This window comes from Prochlorococcus sp. MIT 1300 (assembly GCF_034092375.1).
Taxonomy (GTDB): domain Bacteria; phylum Cyanobacteriota; class Cyanobacteriia; order PCC-6307; family Cyanobiaceae; genus MIT-1300.
Window position 1 is genome coordinate 42,308 of record NZ_CP139302.1, and the last position, 18,128, is coordinate 60,435.

The 18,128-nt window shown below is 41.7% G+C and carries 16 protein-coding genes; 10 read left to right on the top strand and 6 right to left on the bottom strand.

Annotated features, from left to right (window positions below):
• The first annotated feature begins 76 nt into the window (after window positions 1–76).
• The 5 genes from SOI83_RS00200 to SOI83_RS00220 all read left to right on the top strand — a co-directional run bounded on the left by SOI83_RS00200 (window position 77) and on the right by SOI83_RS00220 (window position 5,378).
• On the top strand, window positions 77–1,387 hold the full coding sequence (locus SOI83_RS00200) for a YcjF family protein (RefSeq protein ID WP_320676551.1): 1,311 nt from the start codon (window positions 77–79) through the stop codon (window positions 1,385–1,387).
• Window positions 1,388–1,625: 238 nt separating this feature from the next.
• Window positions 1,626–2,501, top strand: a complete 876-nt coding sequence (locus SOI83_RS00205) for a metal ABC transporter substrate-binding protein (RefSeq protein WP_320677757.1) — start codon at window positions 1,626–1,628, stop codon at window positions 2,499–2,501.
• A 5-nt stretch (window positions 2,502–2,506) separates the two neighbouring features.
• A complete protein-coding gene (locus SOI83_RS00210) occupies window positions 2,507–3,304 on the top strand; it encodes a metal ABC transporter ATP-binding protein (protein WP_320677758.1) in 798 nt (265 codons plus the stop codon).
• A complete protein-coding gene (locus tag SOI83_RS00215; protein ID WP_320676553.1) occupies window positions 3,301–4,170 on the top strand; it encodes a metal ABC transporter permease in 870 nt (289 codons plus the stop codon). The genes SOI83_RS00210 and SOI83_RS00215 overlap by 4 nt, the downstream gene beginning before the upstream one ends.
• Window positions 4,167–5,378, top strand: a complete 1,212-nt coding sequence (locus SOI83_RS00220) for a DUF4336 domain-containing protein (protein WP_320676555.1) — start codon at window positions 4,167–4,169, stop codon at window positions 5,376–5,378. Before SOI83_RS00215 ends, SOI83_RS00220 begins: the two co-directional genes overlap by 4 nt.
• On the opposite strand, the gene SOI83_RS00225 is transcribed toward SOI83_RS00220, so the two are convergent.
• Both SOI83_RS00225 and lepB read right to left on the bottom strand, forming a co-directional pair.
• Window positions 5,368–5,718, bottom strand: coding sequence for a DUF760 domain-containing protein (locus SOI83_RS00225; RefSeq protein WP_320676556.1), 351 nt, complete (start codon window positions 5,716–5,718; stop codon window positions 5,368–5,370). The genes SOI83_RS00220 and SOI83_RS00225 overlap by 11 nt on opposite strands.
• 16 nt (window positions 5,719–5,734) lie before the next feature.
• The gene (gene lepB / locus SOI83_RS00230) at window positions 5,735–6,355 is read right to left on the bottom strand and encodes a signal peptidase I (protein ID WP_320676557.1); all 621 of its coding nucleotides are present in this window, start codon (window positions 6,353–6,355) and stop codon (window positions 5,735–5,737) included.
• 46 nt (window positions 6,356–6,401) lie between these two features.
• On the opposite strand from lepB, the gene menD reads away from it, so the two are divergent.
• From menD to SOI83_RS00255, 5 genes are all read left to right on the top strand, one after another.
• On the top strand, window positions 6,402–8,222 hold the full coding sequence (gene menD / locus SOI83_RS00235; protein WP_414153453.1) for a 2-succinyl-5-enolpyruvyl-6-hydroxy-3-cyclohexene-1-carboxylic-acid synthase: 1,821 nt from the start codon (window positions 6,402–6,404) through the stop codon (window positions 8,220–8,222).
• 5 nt (window positions 8,223–8,227) lie between these two features.
• Window positions 8,228–9,121: a 1,4-dihydroxy-2-naphthoyl-CoA synthase gene (gene menB / locus SOI83_RS00240; protein WP_320676559.1), complete on the top strand. Its 894-nt coding sequence runs from the start codon at window positions 8,228–8,230 to the stop codon at window positions 9,119–9,121.
• A gap of 50 nt (window positions 9,122–9,171) precedes the next feature.
• The gene (gene glgA, locus SOI83_RS00245; protein ID WP_320676561.1) at window positions 9,172–10,644 is read left to right on the top strand and encodes a glycogen synthase GlgA; all 1,473 of its coding nucleotides are present in this window, start codon (window positions 9,172–9,174) and stop codon (window positions 10,642–10,644) included.
• Between the two features lie 75 nt (window positions 10,645–10,719).
• Window positions 10,720–11,406: a hypothetical protein gene (locus SOI83_RS00250; RefSeq protein WP_320676564.1), complete on the top strand. Its 687-nt coding sequence runs from the start codon at window positions 10,720–10,722 to the stop codon at window positions 11,404–11,406.
• Complete coding sequence (locus tag SOI83_RS00255; RefSeq protein WP_320676565.1) at window positions 11,406–12,809, top strand: UDP-N-acetylmuramoyl-tripeptide--D-alanyl-D-alanine ligase; 1,404 nt, start codon at window positions 11,406–11,408, stop codon at window positions 12,807–12,809. The genes SOI83_RS00250 and SOI83_RS00255 overlap by 1 nt, the downstream gene beginning before the upstream one ends.
• Here SOI83_RS00255 and glmU read toward each other — a convergent pair.
• The 4 genes from glmU to SOI83_RS00275 all read right to left on the bottom strand — a co-directional run bounded on the left by glmU (window position 12,806) and on the right by SOI83_RS00275 (window position 18,092).
• Window positions 12,806–14,167 (bottom strand): bifunctional UDP-N-acetylglucosamine diphosphorylase/glucosamine-1-phosphate N-acetyltransferase GlmU, encoded by a 1,362-nt coding sequence (glmU, locus tag SOI83_RS00260; RefSeq protein ID WP_320676566.1) that lies wholly within the window; start codon window positions 14,165–14,167, stop codon window positions 12,806–12,808. The genes SOI83_RS00255 and glmU overlap by 4 nt on opposite strands.
• A gap of 43 nt (window positions 14,168–14,210) precedes the next feature.
• Window positions 14,211–15,149: an MnmC family methyltransferase gene (locus tag SOI83_RS00265; RefSeq protein ID WP_320676567.1), complete on the bottom strand. Its 939-nt coding sequence runs from the start codon at window positions 15,147–15,149 to the stop codon at window positions 14,211–14,213.
• On the bottom strand, window positions 15,130–16,455 hold the full coding sequence (gene aroA / locus SOI83_RS00270) for a 3-phosphoshikimate 1-carboxyvinyltransferase (RefSeq protein WP_320676568.1): 1,326 nt from the start codon (window positions 16,453–16,455) through the stop codon (window positions 15,130–15,132). The genes SOI83_RS00265 and aroA overlap by 20 nt, the downstream gene beginning before the upstream one ends.
• 68 nt (window positions 16,456–16,523) lie before the next feature.
• A complete protein-coding gene (locus SOI83_RS00275; RefSeq protein ID WP_320676569.1) occupies window positions 16,524–18,092 on the bottom strand; it encodes a UbiD family decarboxylase in 1,569 nt (522 codons plus the stop codon).
• Between the last annotated feature and the right edge of the window lie 36 nt (window positions 18,093–18,128).

Sequence of the window (18,128 nt, forward strand, 5' to 3'; positions counted from 1 at the left end):
AAGACGCAGCGGCTCTGTGACAAAAATCTCGTTGCCTCAAAATCTTATAACCAGCTTTTCGGTCCAAGTCAGGCGGATGAGTTTTTGGGTAGTACTTGTTTTTCTTGGTCAATGGGTTATTGGTGATTGGTTACATCTCCCTGGAGGTGGCTTAGGAATTCTTATTGGAGGTATTGGCATTTGGTGGTTATTTAAACCTGATGGGCCAACCTTTGAGTCCCCTGATTCTTTTCAAGGATGGTTAAAACGATGTAAGGAGGTCCTTTCACAATTTGATGATCTTGAGGAGCAGCCTCTTTTGGGACAAAAAAGATCACGGGAGGTTGCTTTAGAGAAGATTATTAATAGATCAGGACCTCAGTCTATTGGTTTAGTGGGTTCAATAGGCTCTGAATTTCCGGAAAAACATGATGTTGAGAATGCTATTTCTGGCCCTCATCCACTAGAACTTGATTGGGCATGTCCTTTGCCATTGGAAGACAACTCTTGGTCTTTGCCAGAATCACTTTCTGACAAAGACCTGTTGTTATATGCCTTGCCATTGCCGTTAAGAGCAGTTGATTTGCTTTGGTTGGAGAAAGTTCCTCCTGAGCAGCATTCCTGGGTTTTGGTTCATTGGGATGATTCTGAAACTTGGACTGATCAGTTAAAAGGTCTTCATGCTCAATTGCCTTCACGGTGGGCAAAGAGGGTTATTCATTGGCAGAAGTCCCAACCAGAAAACTTGAGAGAAGTACTTAGCCCTTTGAGACGTGTCCTTGATTCCCCTAAGAGGAATATTGATCTAACTCGTCAAAGATTGCTCTCCAAACTTCATAGCTCTTGGCAACAAGAGTTGGAGCTTTTAAGAAGAAACAAGTTAAGGGCAATTCAACAAAGGACTCAGTGGCTTGTTGCTGGAGCGGTTTTTGCTTCTCCAGTTCCATCCACTGATTTGTTGGCTGTAGCAGTAGTCAATGGTTTGATGCTTCAAGAAATGGCAAAAATATGGTCTTGCCCATGGAAGCCAGAGGTATTGGAAGTAGTAGCAAAACAACTTGCTACTGCAGCTGTTGCTCAAGGTGTTGTTGAGTGGAGTGGCCAGGCTTTGCTTGGTTTTGCAAAGCTGCATGGGGGCTCATGGCTTGCTGCAGGAACTCTTCAGGCTCTTAGTGCTGCATACCTCACTCGAGTGGTAGGACGATCAATGGCTGATTGGATGGCATTAAATAATGGAATTAGTGAGCCGGATTTGGAGGCATTGAAATCACAGGCATCAAAACTTGTTGAGAAGGCTGCTGAAGATGAGCGTGTTGATTGGACTGCATTTCTAAAACAGGCAGCAAGTTGGCTTATTGACCAAGAAAAAGGTTTTGCAGCTTCTCAGCCTGGAGCGGTTGGCAGTTAAGCACTATGATCCACCAGGAAATTAAAATTAAGGTAAACAGTCTCTTGACTGACTTGACTAAAAGACTTTCCAAATAATAGGTTTATTAGTACTAATTCATGGAAACTTTAATTGAATTAATTTAAATCTTCCTAAGTTTTCCTTTATTCATTCATTTTATCTTTGGAGTAATTAAACAATAATGACTTCTTCTCTAAAGTGTATTCATAAGACTCTGATAGGGTTTGTTTGTAGTGTTATGCCTTTAATGGTGTCATGTTCTTCGATAAAGAATGAGTCTAATATCTCGGGGAAACCTCTTGTTCTGACAACATTTACAGTGTTGGCAGATATGGCTAGGAATGTAGCTGGTAATCGACTTTCTGTTAAGTCAATTACTAAGCAAGGTGCTGAGATACATGGCTATAAACCAACCCCAAGCGATTTAGTTCAGGCTTCGTCTGCTAGCTTAATTGTGGAGAACGGATTTGGCCTAGAGCTTTGGGCTGAAAAATTTATATCATCTGCTGGTGATATACCAACAGTGGTCCTTAGTGAAGGAATGAAGCCGTTATTAATAGAGGGTGATGTATATTCTGGAAAGCCTAATCCCCATGTTTGGATGTCGCCTAAGAGGGCTATCTATTATGTTGACAAATTAGTTTTAGCTTTCAGCAAGTTGGACCCTTCTGGTTCGGATATTTATATACGAAATGGTAATGCTTACAAAGCTAAACTTCAAAAGCTTGATGATCAACTTCGTAAGTCTCTTGCAAGTATAAAACCCTCTAAACGTGTATTGGTAACTTGCGAAGGTGCGTTTAGCTACTTGGCGAAGGATTATGGTATGAAAGAAGCATATTTGTGGCCTGTTAATGCAGAGAGTCAGGTTACCCCTAAAAGAATGAGTCGCTTAATTGCCAAAATTAAAGAGAAAAATATTCCTTCTGTTTTTTGCGAAAGTACAGTCAGTTCAAAGGCCCAACGCGAAGTTGCAAGGTCGAGTGGGGCAAGGTTTGTAGGTACTTTTTATGTGGACTCTTTGTCAAAGGAAGATGGCCCTGCCCCTACTTTGCTAGAACTTCACCGGCACAATTTACGATTGATTCGTGAAGGCTTGGCTCAAGAGAATTAACAATGATGAATACTTCTTCTAAAAGTAACAGCAGCAATGACTTTTTCCGCATAGAAGCTGATCAGATATGTGTGGATTACAACGGCACGGTGGCTCTCTATGACGCGAGCCTGAAGTTAAAGGGAGGTTCGATATGTGGGCTTGTAGGGATGAATGGTGCGGGAAAGTCGACTTTCTTTAAAGCCTTAATGGGCTTTGTTCGTCCATCAAGAGGGAAGATTTTGATCAATGGAATGGGGGTTCGGAATGCACAGAGAGATCAAGCCGTAGCTTATGTGCCTCAGAGTGAAGGTATTGATTGCTCTTTCCCTGTAAGTGTTTGGGATGTAGTGATGATGGGACGTTATGGCGCAATGAATTGTTTAAGAATTCCTAGGCCATCTGACAGGAAAGCTGTTCTGCATGCTCTTGAAAGAGTGGAACTTTTAGATTTAGCTGATAAACCAATAGGCTCACTTTCTGGAGGGCAACGCAAGCGAACTTTCCTTGCAAGAGCTATAGCTCAAAGGGCATCAGTTTTGCTTTTAGATGAGCCTTTTAGTGGTGTGGATATTCGCACTGAAAAACTTATGGCTGAACTTTTTCTGCAGTTTCGAAAAGAAGCTAGAACAATCTTGATTTCTACACATGATTTAAGTCATGTAAGAGATTTTTGTGATCTGGTTGTCTTAATCAATAAGACTGTTTTGGCTTATGGAGAGACTTCTGAAATATTCACTTCGGAAAACCTAACCATGACTTTTGGAGGTATGCCCCCGGAGTTGTTGTCAGGAACTACAAGCCTTGAGGGTTTTGAGAGATGAACGAAATTATTCTTTCTTCAATTTCATACTCATGGCTTACTGAACCTTTATCCCATGACTTTATGCGAAGAGCATTAATGGTTAGTGCAATCGTTGGGGGAGTCTGTGGATTGCTTTCTTGTTATATGACTTTAAAGGGGTGGGCTCTTATGGGTGATGCTGTCTCTCATGCAGTAATGCCTGGTGTAGTTGTAGCGTATGCGTTGGGGTTACCATTTTCTATAGGCGCGTTTGTTTTTGGGGTTGGATCGGTAGCCTTAATAGGCTTTATTAAGCAGAAGTCAAGAGTTAAAGAAGATACAGTAATTGGCCTTGTATTTACAGGTTTCTTTGCTTTGGGCTTGGTGTTAGTTTCGAAAATAAAAAGCAATATAGATCTGATGCATATTCTTTTTGGGAGCCCCCTTGGTATTTCCAGAAGTGATGTAAACCAGACGGTTATTATCTCGGCAATTGTTATTTCAGTCCTTTTATTATTTAGAAGAGATCTAATGCTGTATTGCTTTGACCCTACTCATGCAAGATCTATTGGAATAAATACAGGACTTTTGCATTATCTTCTTCTTTCTGTGCTTTCATTGGCGGCGGTAGCAGGCCTTCAAACAGTTGGGATAATTCTTGTAGTTGCAATGCTAATTACACCAGGGGCAACTGCATATTTGTTGACTGATCGCTTTGACAGAATGACAATAATTGCTATATCTAGCAGTGTTATATCCAGTGTAATAGGTGTATATATTAGTTATTGGTCAGATATAGAGACTGGGGGGTCAATTGTTTTGGTTCAGACTTGTATCTTTTTAATAGCATTTTTGTTCGCCCCTAGATATGGCATTTTTAAATTAAATGATTCTTTCGGTCGATGACCGTGACTAGCCAATTCAGTTCCCCCAAGGAAGGGAATGATTTCCTTAGTCGCCACTGGCCTTGGTGGGGACTTTTGCCTCTTTACCCTTACGGCTATAAAAGAACGGTTTTTAAAGAGCTGGTTCCTGATCAGCTTTGGGGTTTGGAACAACTTCAAGGCCTTTATTACGTGGCTGTTCCTGTTCGACTAATAGTTGCAAAAGTCCCAGGTGGTTTGATGTTGGTTAATCCTCTGCCACCAACTAAGGAGTTGACTGCATTTTTGAGAGAACTCATCGAAAAGCATGGTCCTGTCCTGTCAATTGTTCTCCCAACGGCTTCAGGCCTAGAACACAAAATTTCATTACCTGCATTGGCAAGATTTTTTCCTAAGGCGGAATTATGGATTTGTCCAGGGCAGTGGAGTTTTCCATTTCAGATGCCTTTGGCATGGTTAGGAATACCATCTGCTCGTACAAAAACTTTGTTTGAAGATGGTCTGCCACATGAGGAAACTTGTGAATGGATTCCTTTAGGGCCTTTGGATATTGGTTTAGGAAGGTTTCAAGAGGTTTCTTGTTTCCATAAGGCTTCACGAGCACTTCTTGTGACGGATTCTTTGGTGGGGATTAGTGCCGATCCCCCAGCGCTTTTTAATGAAGATCCAACACCACTGCTTTTTCATGCGCGTGATCGAGGAGATGAACCTTTAAAGGATTCGCCTCATTCAAGGAGAAAAGGCTGGGCAAGATTAGTTTTATTTGCTTCTTTTTTGCGCCCTGCCCAATTAGATATTCCACCTCTTTCGAAAGTTCTTAGATATGCCTTTAGACCTGGAGTTCGATCTCCAAGAGCTCATTTTGGCATCTTTCCATTTGAATGGAAAGATGGGTGGGATACTGCTGCTATGCAATTATTAGGAGAGAAAAAACCACTCCTTCAAATAGCACCTGTTTTGGAACGTTTAGTTTTCCCTAGGGCAAGGGAAAGCTTTTTGGAATGGCTAGATAAATTAAATAGGTTGGAAAAACTAAAATGGCTAGTTTCTGCTCACCACTCTCCTTTAGTGGAATTTAATAATAGACAAGCTAGAGAACTTAAAAGAAAAATTTCTAACAGAGAATGGGCTCCAGATGATGGAGATTGGGGATTCTTAGGAGGATTAGATAAAACTCTTCTTGATAGGGGTGTTGTTCCTAAGAATCCTTTGAAAGCTTTTAAAGATTGAGGTCCTCTTCATTTACTGACATTGATTCATCTGCAAACATTGTTTCTTCCAATTCTTTGCGTTGTTCCATTTGCCTTAGGAAATACCCTGTCATCATTGCTGATGCAAGCAGACTTGCAAAGTGATCTCTGCTTGAAGTTACCTTTACTTCAAATTGCTCCCCTGGCAGCATTCCAAGTAGGCCTTGGACATTGTGGCGAATAATGTCTTGAATGTCGCTACTTGCTGATTTCGCAACCCTCTGGAGTACATCAGGGGATTGATCCTGTAAATACTGGATCAGCGCGTTGCTTTCATGACTGTCGCTGTTGTCAGTGGTTATGAACTCCGGGTTGAACATCCCAGTGTGCTCTACATCACGATACTGACATTAACGCAGTATCCTCTTGATGTTTGATTTTCGGAGGGGTGGGGAACCGAATTGGGCCGAAATTTTCCAATGGCCAATATCTCCATATTGCTGTACCTATAAGAGATTTTTCGGGTAATGGGCCCCAAAAGTGAGAATCTAAACTGTTGTTTCGGTTGTCACCTAGTACCCAAAGTTCGTTTTCAGGAACCTTAATTGGCGACATTTGGTAATTCATTGGACTATTAAGCCATGGTTCTTGAATTAATTGTTTGTTTCTCCATAGGTGTCCATCACGGATTTCTATTACGTCTCCTGGAAGACCAACTAATCTTTTGATTAAAGCTGAATTTTGCTCATAGCCTTCTGCTAGGAGCCTTTCAGGAGGGTGAAAAACAACAACGCTACCCATCCTGAGATGCTTGTTTTGACTCTTTGCAATTCTTGGGCGTATTTTCTCGACTAGGATTCGATCTTGAATTTGCAATGTTGGCAACATCGATCCTGAGGGGATCCATCTAGGCTCAACAACTTGCCATCTAACTAATAAAGCTATAGCTGCCCATATCAATAGGTTCGCAAAGCTGCCTCTGGTTTTGCTTTTTTCTTTTGGGAGAGGTTGGTTCATTGATTTTGGTTGTTAAGACTTTCCTGAAGAAGCATGTTGTCCGAGGATTGGGTTAGTTAAGGCTGAAACACTGTCAATTGCTCGAACCAACCTTTTTGTTTCGTTAAGGCTATTAGAAGCCTTGCTCCTTAAAGGGATGAATCATGTAGTCCTTTGCCCCGGGAGTCGTTCTACTCCTTTAGCGCTTGCTGTAGGCAGATTGGCTGGTGAAGGCAAGTTGGCGCTTACAACAGCGATTGATGAGCGCTCGGCTGCTTTCCTGGCTCTCGGTATTGCCGCTGGCAGTGGCACCGCTCCTGCCGTAATTACAACTTCAGGTTCTGCAGTGGCTAATTTATTGCCTGCAGTTGTAGAGGCTGATCGGTCTTGCCAACCGTTGTTGTTAATTACTGCCGACAGGCCTGCCCGCCTTAAGAATTGTGGAGCTAACCAAACCGTTAACCAAGAACAATTCCTTCTCCCTGCGACGAGACTCTTCAGGCAAGGACCATCTGCTGGAATTCATCTTTTTACAGATGATTTACTAGCTTTTTTTGTTGAAGAAGCTTGGGCTGGATGTCATGACTTTTCTGGGCCAGTTCATTTAAATCTACCTATTGAGGAACCTTTGAATGTTTCTGCCAATGAGCAAACCCAAGTGTTAAATGGTTGGGTTCCAGAGAATTATCGATCTAATGCAAAACCGCAAAGTGTTTTAAAGGGAAAGCAAGGAGGTATATCTAATGATTTCCCTGTTTTAGATCCTTCACGCTCTGGATTTATTGTGGTTGGTCCTTGGAGAGGAAAGAGAAAGGACTTAATTGCTTTTCAGAGGGCTGTTCATGATTGGCAGAAAATAAGTGGTTGGCCTGTATTAGCAGATCCGCTCTCAGGCATTTCCTCTAATCAAAAGGGACTTATTAATAACTGGGAATTGCTTTTGCCAAATTCTCTCCCTATGCCACAAGAAGAGATACAAGTTCTACGCTTGGGACCTCTTTCAGCTAGTCGGAACCTAGAACTTTTGTTGAATAGAGCAAGAGGGGGCCAAGTCTTAATTAGTGAAGGCGATGCTAGAAATTTGGATCCACTTAACTTGGCTATTCAGTGGAGCCAAGGCTTCACATCCTGGTTAGAATGCTTTAAGAAAAAACAGAATTTTCAAGGAAACAATGCAGTCAATTCGGAAACTGAGCTATGCAAACAATGGCTTAAAATAACTAAGACAACTCAAGATTGGTTAGATAAACATCTACCTTTAGAGGGAATGATTACTGAGCCTTCTTTGGCTAGATGGATTCCTCGCATTTTGCCTATAGATATTCCAATAATGCTTGCCGCTAGTAGTCCAGTAAGAGACTGGCTTTCTTTCTCGGGTGTAAGTTGTTTGTCTAGAAGATGCTTTGGTTTTCGTGGTGCATCAGGTATAGATGGGACTTTGTCTCTTGCAATGGGATTGGCTAAGGTTCTAGGCCGTAACTTCTTAGTTACTGGTGACATTGCTCTACTTCATGATAGTAATGGATGGTTATTTTCCAGTCAGAATTTGATTCCATTAACAGTGCTTTTAATTGACAATGGTGGTGGTGGTATTTTTCATCAGCTTCCTTTGCAGGTAGAGCCAAAGGAATCTTTCGATCGTCTTTTTGCAATGCCTCAGAATGTTGACCCTTTAGCATTGGCAGAGGCTCATGGTGTTCCATATCGCCAGATTTCATGTTTGGATGATTTGGCTCCATCTATTGAGTGGAGCCTCAGTCAATCAGGACCTGTTTTATTGAGAGTTTGTACAAGCCCTAGTAATGATGCTTTCTTAAGGCAAGAGTTACGAAGTGGCTTGGAAACTTGTTTGAAAGAGTTTTCCAAAAACAATTCAGTCGACATTTGATGTAAATGCCTAAAGACTTTGCTCCTAATGAATCATCCCCAAGGCAAGTTTTACCAGGGGAATTAACAGTCCCTTGGGAATCTTGGGGGACCTACCATGATGTTTTATTAGATAAATCAGCTGATGGTATAGCAAGGGTTGCAATTAATCGTCCTGAGAAACGCAATGCTTTTAGACCTCGCACAGTAATGGAGCTTTGTGATGCTTTTACTAGGATTAGAGATGATAAGGATATAGGTGTTGTTCTATTTACTGGTGTAGGGCCTTCAAAGGATGGTGGCTATGCCTTTTGTTCAGGAGGCGATCAAAGTGTTAGAGGTGATGGTGGTTACCTTGATGAGGACGGGTTGCCAAGGCTAAATGTCCTTGATTTGCAGAGAATTATTCGTAGCCTCCCTAAGGTTGTTATTGCACTTGTCGCTGGTTATGCAATTGGAGGTGGGCAAGTTTTACATTTACTTTGTGACCTAAGTCTCGCGGCGGAAAATGCCGTTTTTGGTCAAACAGGTCCAAAAGTTGGAAGCTTTGATGGAGGTTTTGGGTCTGGTTATTTGGCAAGGGTGGTTGGCCAACGAAAAGCCCGTGAAATATGGTTTCTATGCCGAAGATATGGTGCTCATGACGCATTGAGAATGGGATTGGTTAATGCGGTATTCCCAATAGATCGTCTTGAGAATGAGGGGGTTTTGTGGGCACGTGAGATTTTGCAGCACAGTCCAACTGCCATAAGGTGTTTAAAAGCTGCTTTTAATGCTGAAACTGATGGACTTGCAGGGATTCAAGAACTTGCAGGTCAAGCAACCCATCTTTTTTATAGAACTGATGAAGCAAAAGAAGGAAAAATTGCATTCTTAGAAAAAAGAATGCCTGATTTTTCCGATTCAGGTTGGCTCCCCTAATCAAAATGACGGCTTCCAATTAGAGTCGCGCGGCAGAGGTGTTTTTTTCAATGCGGGTGTTGTTTGCGGCTGCGGAATGCTCGCCGATGGTGAAAGTCGGAGGAATGGGTGATGTTGTTGGCTCATTGCCACCGGCTTTAGCAAGGTTGGGCCATGACGTTCGATTGATTATTCCTGGGTATGGGAAGCTTTGGAGTTCATTAGATATTCCAGATGAACCAATATTTCGTGCACAAACAATGGGGGCTGATTTTGCTGTTTATGAGACCAAGCACCCTTTGAATGGTCTACCACTGTATTTGGTGGGCCATCCGGCTTTCGATCCTGAAAGAATTTATGGCGGTGATGATGAAGACTGGAGGTTTACATTCTTTGCAAGTGCTACTGCAGAATTTGCTTGGAACTCCTGGAAACCACAGGTTCTTCATTGTCATGATTGGCATACAGGAATGATTCCTGTTTGGATGCATCAAGACCCTGAAATTAGTACTGTATTTACTATTCATAACTTGAAATATCAAGGGCCTTGGCGTTGGAAGCTTGATCGAATGACTTGGTGCCCTTGGTATATGCACGGTGACCACACAATGGCTGCAGCATTGTTATATGCTGACAGTGTTAATGCAGTTTCACCTACATACGCGAGAGAAATTAGGACATCTGAATATGGTGAAAAATTAGAGGGATTACTTAATTACATTTCTGGGAAACTAAGAGGAATCCTTAATGGTATAGACCTTCAGGAATGGGATCCTGAGACAGATAAGTCTTTGGTCGCAAATTTTAGTGCTGATGATTTATCTGGCCGTAAAGAAAATAAAAAGGCTCTTCAAGAGAGAATGGGTTTAGAAGTTAATAAGGACAAATATCTATTAGGAATGGTTAGCCGTTTAGTAGATCAAAAAGGTGTTGATCTTTTACTTCAAGTAGCTAAACGCTTACTTGCCTATACTGATTCTCAGATTGTAGTTTTAGGAAGTGGAGAGAGGGGCCTAGAATCAGGGTTATGGCAACTGGCAACCGAAAATCCAGGACGAATGGGAGTATTTTTGACTTATGATGATAGCCTCTCTCGCCTTATTTATGCTGGCAGTGATGCATTCCTAATGCCAAGTCGTTTTGAACCTTGCGGGATTAGCCAATTGTTAGCAATGCGCTATGGCTCTATTCCAATAGTTAGAAATGTAGGAGGTCTTGTTGATACTGTAAAACCACATGATCCTACTGCTAACAGTGGCACAGGCTTTTGTTTTGATAGATTTGAACCAATAGATTTTTATACTGCTTTAGTTAGGTCTTGGGAAGCATTTAGGCATCAAGATAGTTGGAGAGAACTTCAGATACGTGGAATGAAAAAGACGTATGGCTGGGATCAATCGGCCAGAGATTATGAGGCAATGTATCAAGATGTCTGTGGTAATAAAGAGCCTACTCCTGACGCTGCTGAGGTGGAGCTCTTTTCAGTTGGGCAAGAGGCAGATCCTTCCTTGCAGATAAATCAAGGGGCTTTTAGAAAGGCTTGATTGACAATGTCGATCAATTACCTTCATTTAGGACCATTTGTTAACTAGTGGTCGAACTGTTTTAACTTAGGTTCAATGAAAGATCTTTTGCCTATACCTTATAAGAATCCTTGGTCCTCACTTAGGAAGAATATATTTGCTGTTTTGGCCGATTTGCGCTTGAGAGTGCTTGAAGTCTGGCGCTTAAATTGGCAAGGGGATTTGCCTGCACCAAGCTTTGTTCCGGTTAGTCTTTTAAGATTTTATTGGCCTATAATTTTCCTAAGTTTTTTAGCATTACTTTTATATTTGGGTAATATTATTCCATCATTTTCTTCTTTAGAAGATTTGGATGATGCTTCAAATATTGTTGTGGAGGAGAAGCCTTTCTCGGACCCTGCTGCATTACTTTTGCAAGAGCCACCGAACAATAGTGACTCATTAACTAGTACAGATGATGATTTGATTAATCAGTTGATTAGCGATGAACAGTATGCCAAGAATGACAAATATATGAAGGTTCTATCGGTGGACAAGGACCCTATAGGAATTCTCAAGACAGTTGAAATGATGTCTAGAAGAAATGGCTTAGTCCTTGTTGTTTCATCTCTATGGTCAGGACTGACTCCCGAAGGCAAGGTTCAATTGGCGAACCGTTTTCAATTTGATGTTGAAAGCCTAGGGTTTGAAGAGGCTGAGTTACATGATGAGGTTGGTCATTTACTTGCTAGAACTTCAAGAGTAGGAGTAGGAATGATCATTTTTAATTTAGGTGGCGAATAATGGCTATATCTTTTAGGCAACTTAACGAGTTATGGGGCCTTCCATCAAACGATTCTTCTCTTTTGCTTGATCAGGCATTAGGGCCTATTTCTATTGATAGTAGGAACTTTGATAGTGGAAGTTTTTTTGTGCCGCTGAAGGGTGAACATTTTGATGGTCATGATTTTCTGCTTGAAGTCTTCGAGAGAGGCGCGCAGGGAGCTGTTGTTTCATGTTACACAGAAAATATTCCTGATGGACTGCTCCACTGGGTAGTTGAGGACACTTTGTATGCCTACCAGCAACTAGCAAACTTACACCGCTTGGATGTAGGTACACCTGTTGTTGCGATAACTGGCTCGACAGGAAAGACAACTACAAGGGAGTTGATTAGAGCAGCTCTTTCTACTACTGGTGAGGTATTAGCGAGCGAAGGGAATAATAATAATGATATTGGAGTACCACTTACTTTGCTGCAGAGTTCCCCTTGTCATTTTGCAGCAGTGATTGAAATGGGTATGCGAGCTCGTGGAGAGATTGAACGTCTTTCATATTGCACACAGCCAGATATAGCTGTCATTACAAATATAGGAAGTGCACACCTTGGGCTATTAGGAAGTCGACAAGCCATAGCAGCTGCAAAATGTGAAATAACTTCTTTTCTAAGACCAGATGGTTTGCTATTAATACCAGCGGGCAATGATTTGCTTGAGCAAGAACTTTCGAAATCTTGGACTGGAAGAGTCAAACGTGTGTCTCTTGAGTTAGAACAGTCTCCGGATGATATTTATGATAAAGATCTTTGTTCCGAGACTTGTCCATTGCCTGATTTGATTGGTCAAGTCGATTCAGGTTCTAGGACTCTTAAATTAAATGGGTTGCAATATAAGTTGCCTTTAGAAGGAAGACATAATGCTTTGAATTTTATGTTTGCTATTGCTGTAGCAATGGAATTTGGTATAAATCAATCCCTGCTTAAGAATCTAGAGGTGATTGTCCCCGGTGGTCGAAGTCGAAAGGTGAATATTGGTGGGTTGACTGTCTTAGACGAGACATACAATGCCTCTCCTGAGGCAATGTATGCATCCTTGACTCTTTTGATGAGTCAACCAGGAAGGCATTTTGCCGTCTTAGGAACAATGTATGAGCTTGGAAGATATAGTGCATCTCTTCATCAATCTGTTGCACAGTTTGCAGTTGATTTGGGCTTGGATGGACTTGTAGTCTTGGCTACTGGCATCGAGGCAGATGTTATGGAATCGGTTGCATCTTCTTTGAGATACTTTGCAGTTGTACCTAGCCCTGAAAAAGCTATAGATGTATTAGAAGATTGGCTAAAACCGGGAGATGTTATTTTGTTAAAAGCGAGTCGAAATGTTGGAATGGAAAGCCTCCTTCCCTTAATCAAAGAGCTCTTTGGTTAAGGGAAGGAGGCCGTTTTTGATGACCACCCTTCTTTAATTAGTTGCTTGCTTCTGCCTATCGCTAAGGAACCATTAGGAACATTTTTAGTTAGTGTTGAACCTGCTCCAACTGTTACGTCTTTACCAAGTACTATTGGTGCTACTAAAACTGAATTTGCCCCAGTCTTAGTATTATCCCCAATTCGAGTTTGGTGTTTATTTCTACCGTCATAATTAGCTGTAATTGTCCCTGCGCCAATATTTACCTTGCTTCCGAGTTGTGAATCACCTATATAGCTAAGGTGATTTACTTTTGTCCTTTCTCCAATATGACTCTTCTTTATTTCAACGAAGTTACCAATGCGACAGTGACTTGAAATTGTTGATTGAGGACGCAAGTGAGTGAAGGGACCTATAAAAACATCGTGGTCAACTTTTGAGTTGTCAATTACTGAATTAAGGACCTTGACTCTGTCTCCTAATTCAACATCCTTCAATAGGGTCCCTGGCCCTAACAAGCAACTATTTCCCACCTTGCATTTCCCTCTGAGATGGGTCTGTGGTTCGATTAAAACATCTTTACCAAAAGTACATGACTCACTAATTGTGCAACTAGATGGGTCGGTAAAAGTTACACCTTCATTCATCCAATAATTTCGTAGGCGTTCTTGGAGTAATGCCTCACAAATAGAAAGTTGCTTACGATTATTTATTCCCAACACCTCATTGACATCTTCCACTTCTGTATGTACCGCTAGAGACATCATTTTTATTGTGTCTGTAAGGTATAGTTCTCCTTGATTATTCTTGTTAGATAAGTTTGGTAGGATTTCCTTAAGTTTGCTCCATTCAAAACAATAAATACCTGCATTGGTTAGATGATTATCTAGTTGTTCTTTTGTGCAATCTCGATCTTCTATGATTGAACGTACTTGGTTTTCTTTAGTTGTAAAAACTCGTCCATAACCTTTTGGATTCTTTTGAGTGGCTGTAAGTAACGTCACGTCTGCGGATTTTTTGGTATGAGTATTTACTAGTTTTTTAATAGTATCAACTTTGAGTAATGGGACATCACCACTTAAGACTAATAATTGGCCATCAAAATCCTTTAAAACAGGCAGTAATTTTTGTAGGGCATGCCCAGTACCATTTTGTGGACTCTGTTGTATAAATTCTAGTCCCTCGATATGATTTAGGCTTTCTCTGATTTTATCTTCTTGGTGACCAACTATTACTATACGTCTATTTACATTTAAGCCATTACAAACAGCTAGAACTCTTTCTATCAATGTCCTACCTGCAAGCTGTTGTAGTACTTTTGGTAGAGAGCTTTTCATACGTGTTCCTTTTCCGGCTGCCAATATTGCGACTACAAGCATGATTGTTTAGGTAGATGAGTGAAATCTAACCTTCCAAGGCTTCCTAACCAGAAAACCAGCGTTTTCTCCAGGAGGTTGTGCTTTCAAGGGAGCAATCTAATTGCTCTTGTTTTCGCCTAGCGAGAATTTCTTGACAACTATCTTTGCCGGTCAAATCACGATATGGAATGGCAGCTCGCGTAAGGAGATGCTCTTCTTCCATCAGGTTAAGGTTTTTTGGTGAGCCTTCCAAAGCCTTGCTATTGCTTTCTGTTGTCACTGGGAGTATTCCAATAGTGCCTTCACTCCAAGAATTGCTTTTTGGGCAGGTATTTCGTAAAGATCTCAAGCTAAGCCCCGCTCTTCTAAGGCTCGCCCTAACAGCTGCTGCTCTGCAGTAAGTGATTAGTTGGCCCCCAGGCGCTAGCCTTTTGACAAGATTACTTAGGAATTCTTCACTCCACAGCTCGGGACATTTCCTGGGTGAGAAGGCGTCATGCAGTATTAGTTGCGCTTGGAAATCTTTTGGAAGAAGATTAATTTGTTCACGTGCATCTCCCCAAAGGAGACTTCCATGACTGTTTTCAAAAGACCAGTGGCTTGTATCCCTTATTGATTTTAATATCTTTAATACATCAGATGACCATTGATTGAGAAATACAGGCTCTTGTAATGCTATTTGAATGGGGCGATGGTCTATTTCGAGTCCCCACCAACTTACTGTTGTCTTTTTTATATTAAGACTCTCTAATAGAACTCCTGTGTTATATCCAAGTCCAAAACAAACATCAAGAATATAAATAGGAGAATGACTCTTAAGCTTCTCTATGGATGAAGGAATAATGAATTTTTCTTTAGCCTCTTTCAAGGCTCCCTTTGAGGAATGAAAACCTTCCTTAAAGAAATGACTATGTAAGCTGATGCTCCCATCATTAGTTTGAATGAGGGAGATATCTTCAAGAGAATTATTCTTATAAGTAGATTTAAGTTTGAAGGCTTTCAAGGTGCTCCCAAAAGTTGGGATAAGAGACAGCTGCGGAATCACCTCGCAGCAGGGTCGATTTCCCTTTAGCCATTAATGCTGCTATTGCAAGGCTCATTGCCACGCGATGATCTGTTTCACTGTCAAGAATATTGCCATGCAAAGTGCTGCCTCCCTGAATAACTAAACCGTCTTGTTGTTCTTCTATGTTGGCTCCCATTGCTTTGAGTTGTCTCGCCATAACTGCAAGTCGATCTGTTTCCTTTACTCTTAGCTCATTTGCTCCAGTGATTCTGCTTTCACCTTCGCAGAAGCAGGCCGCTACTGAAAGAATTGGGATTTCATCTATTAAACGAGGCATCATCTCTTTGGATATGTTAAAGGCCTTAAGAGGGCCATGCTTAATCCGCAGGTCACCTACTGGTTCTCCTGTGACATCGATTGTGTTGATACATTCGACGTTTGCTCCCATGGACTGGAGTACTTCTAACACCCCTGTTCTTGTTGGATTAATACCTACATTTTCAATTGTTATGTCTGAACCCGGTATAACTGCCCCTGCAACTAACCAGAAGGCTGCAGAACTTATGTCTCCAGGTACAACAAGATGTTGGCCTATTAGTTTTGGTCCTGGTTTAACCGTGATATGACGGCCCATTTCTCCACCTATCTCTACATCTGCTCCAAAAGCGCGAAGCATCCGTTCACTATGGTCACGTGAACGGGCTGGTTCAATAACTGTTGTAGGGCCATCAGCTGTTAATGCCGCTAGTAATAAAGCGGATTTAATTTGTGCACTTGCTACTGGTGTTCCAATAATTGCACCATGCAGTTTTTTCCCTTGTATCGAAAGTGGGGCTAGGTCTCCATTTGAACGTCCTTGGATATCGGCACCCATTACTTTTAATGGCTTTCCTACTCTTTGCATTGGACGTTTACGCAGCGAGCTATCACCTGTAAGGACAAAATGTCTTCTTTCTCTTCCTGCAAGAAGGCCAAGCAATAGTCGCATTGTCGTGCCAGAGTTGCCACAATCGAGAATTTCTTCAGGCTCTTTGAGCCCATCTAGTCCAACACCTTGTATTTCAACTGCTTCCCCTTGTTGAATCGGACTTATAGACACTCCCATAGATCTAAGACAAGCCGCTGTACTTAGAGGATCTTCTGAAGGGAGTAATCCCTTGATAGTGGTTAAACCTTCTGCAATGGAACCAAACAAAAGGGCTCTATGGGAGATGGATTTGTCGCCGGGGACTCGAACTTTTCCCCGTAGTTCCCCACCTTTCTTAAGAGTTCTAGAGGATGGGTTGTCGCTAACAGTGGCCAATTACTTTGAGTCATAAACCAATATCTTTATTCTGCACGCTGCAGCCGTCCGCAATTGATTACTTCTTTTTAAATTTGCTTTTTTCTTATCAACTTATCTAGGACATATCCGAAAAGAGAGGGGTCTGGTGACTCTAGATTTAGATCAGATAAACCGAGTTCTTTCCATCTTGCATCAACTCTTTCTTCAAGGTCCCTAGGGCGAACAAGAGGCTTGCTCCACTTATGTCTTGTTTCTGGGCCGATTTTAGTGGTGGCATCAATTGCTAATCTCCCACCTAAGCCAATTTGATCGCTAGCGAAATCAAGACTGTCAAAAGGGGTGTTTTCCAAGACGAAGAGATCTCTTTGCGGATCAACTTGACTAGCGATAGCCCAAATTACTTGTCTTGGGTCTCTTACTTTGATTGTTGAGTCGACGACTACAACAAATTTTGTGTATGTGAACTGAGGTAGAGCGCTCCAAAAAGCCATCGCAGCTCTTTTGGCCTGCCCTGGATATGCCTTTTCTATAGATATGACTGCTAGCTTGTAACTAAGGGCCTCCATTGGGAGGAAAAAATCAATAATTTCTGGTATTTGTTGTCTAAGAATTGGCGTGTAGATCCTATTTAGTGCAATCGCAAGCATTGCTTCTTCCTTAGGGGGGCGACCACTAAAAGTGGTTAGGAAAATTGGATTGCGACGTTGAGTCATACATTGAAAACGTATTAAGGGAGATTGTTCAACATCCCCGTAAAAACCCATGTGGTCTCCGAAGGGTCCATCTGGTAATTCCTCACCGGGATTGATTGTTCCCTCAAGGACAATTTCACTGTGACTTGGCACATCAATATCGATTGTTTTACAGGGTGTTAGGCGCACTCCTTCTCCCGCATAGAGCCCCGCAAAAAGCCATTCACTTAGTTGTACAGGAATTGGCGTAGCGGCTGCCATAACTAGTAGTGGATGAACTCCAATAGCTACTGCAACTTCTAATTTTTTATTTAAAGCGGCTGCTTTTTGAAGGTGACGTGCTCCTCCCCGCACACTTAACCAATGGACTGTCATTGAGTTATGGGTTTGACGTTGTAATCGATAGACCCCGACATTGGGGACTTTGGTTTCTGGATCCTTAGTAATTACAAGCCCTAATGTGATTACACCTCCCGCGTCTTCAGGCCAGGGTCGCAATAGCGGAATCTTATCGAGATTTACTTCGTTGTTTTTAAATATTTCTTGGTGACATGGTGGAGTGAGGTCTCTATCAGGTCTAGCTTTCAGAAGATCCCAAAGTAGGTTTGCGAATTTACTAGTTTCTTTTAAACCTTTAGGTGGTCTTGGTTGTTGTAGAAGGGCTAATTTTGAACCTAGTTCCTCAAGCTGGCTTGGGTTTTCTAAGCCCATGCTCCAAACAACTCTTTCAAGAGTGCCAAGCAGATTTATAGCTATCGGAATAGAAGATCCATTAACGTTCTCAAATAGCAAGGCAGGGCCGCCCTGAGAAAGGACACGATCACTTATAGCTGCTATTTCTAGATCGGAATCCACTGGAGCTGTGATTCGCTTGAGTTGACCTCTATCTTCTAGAAGAGTTAGAAAATCGCGTAAGTCTCTAGCTGCAAAGCCTTTGTTAAATGGTTTTTGTAATTTGATCACTTTGTTTTTAGGAGAGACATTTTTGACAAATGATTT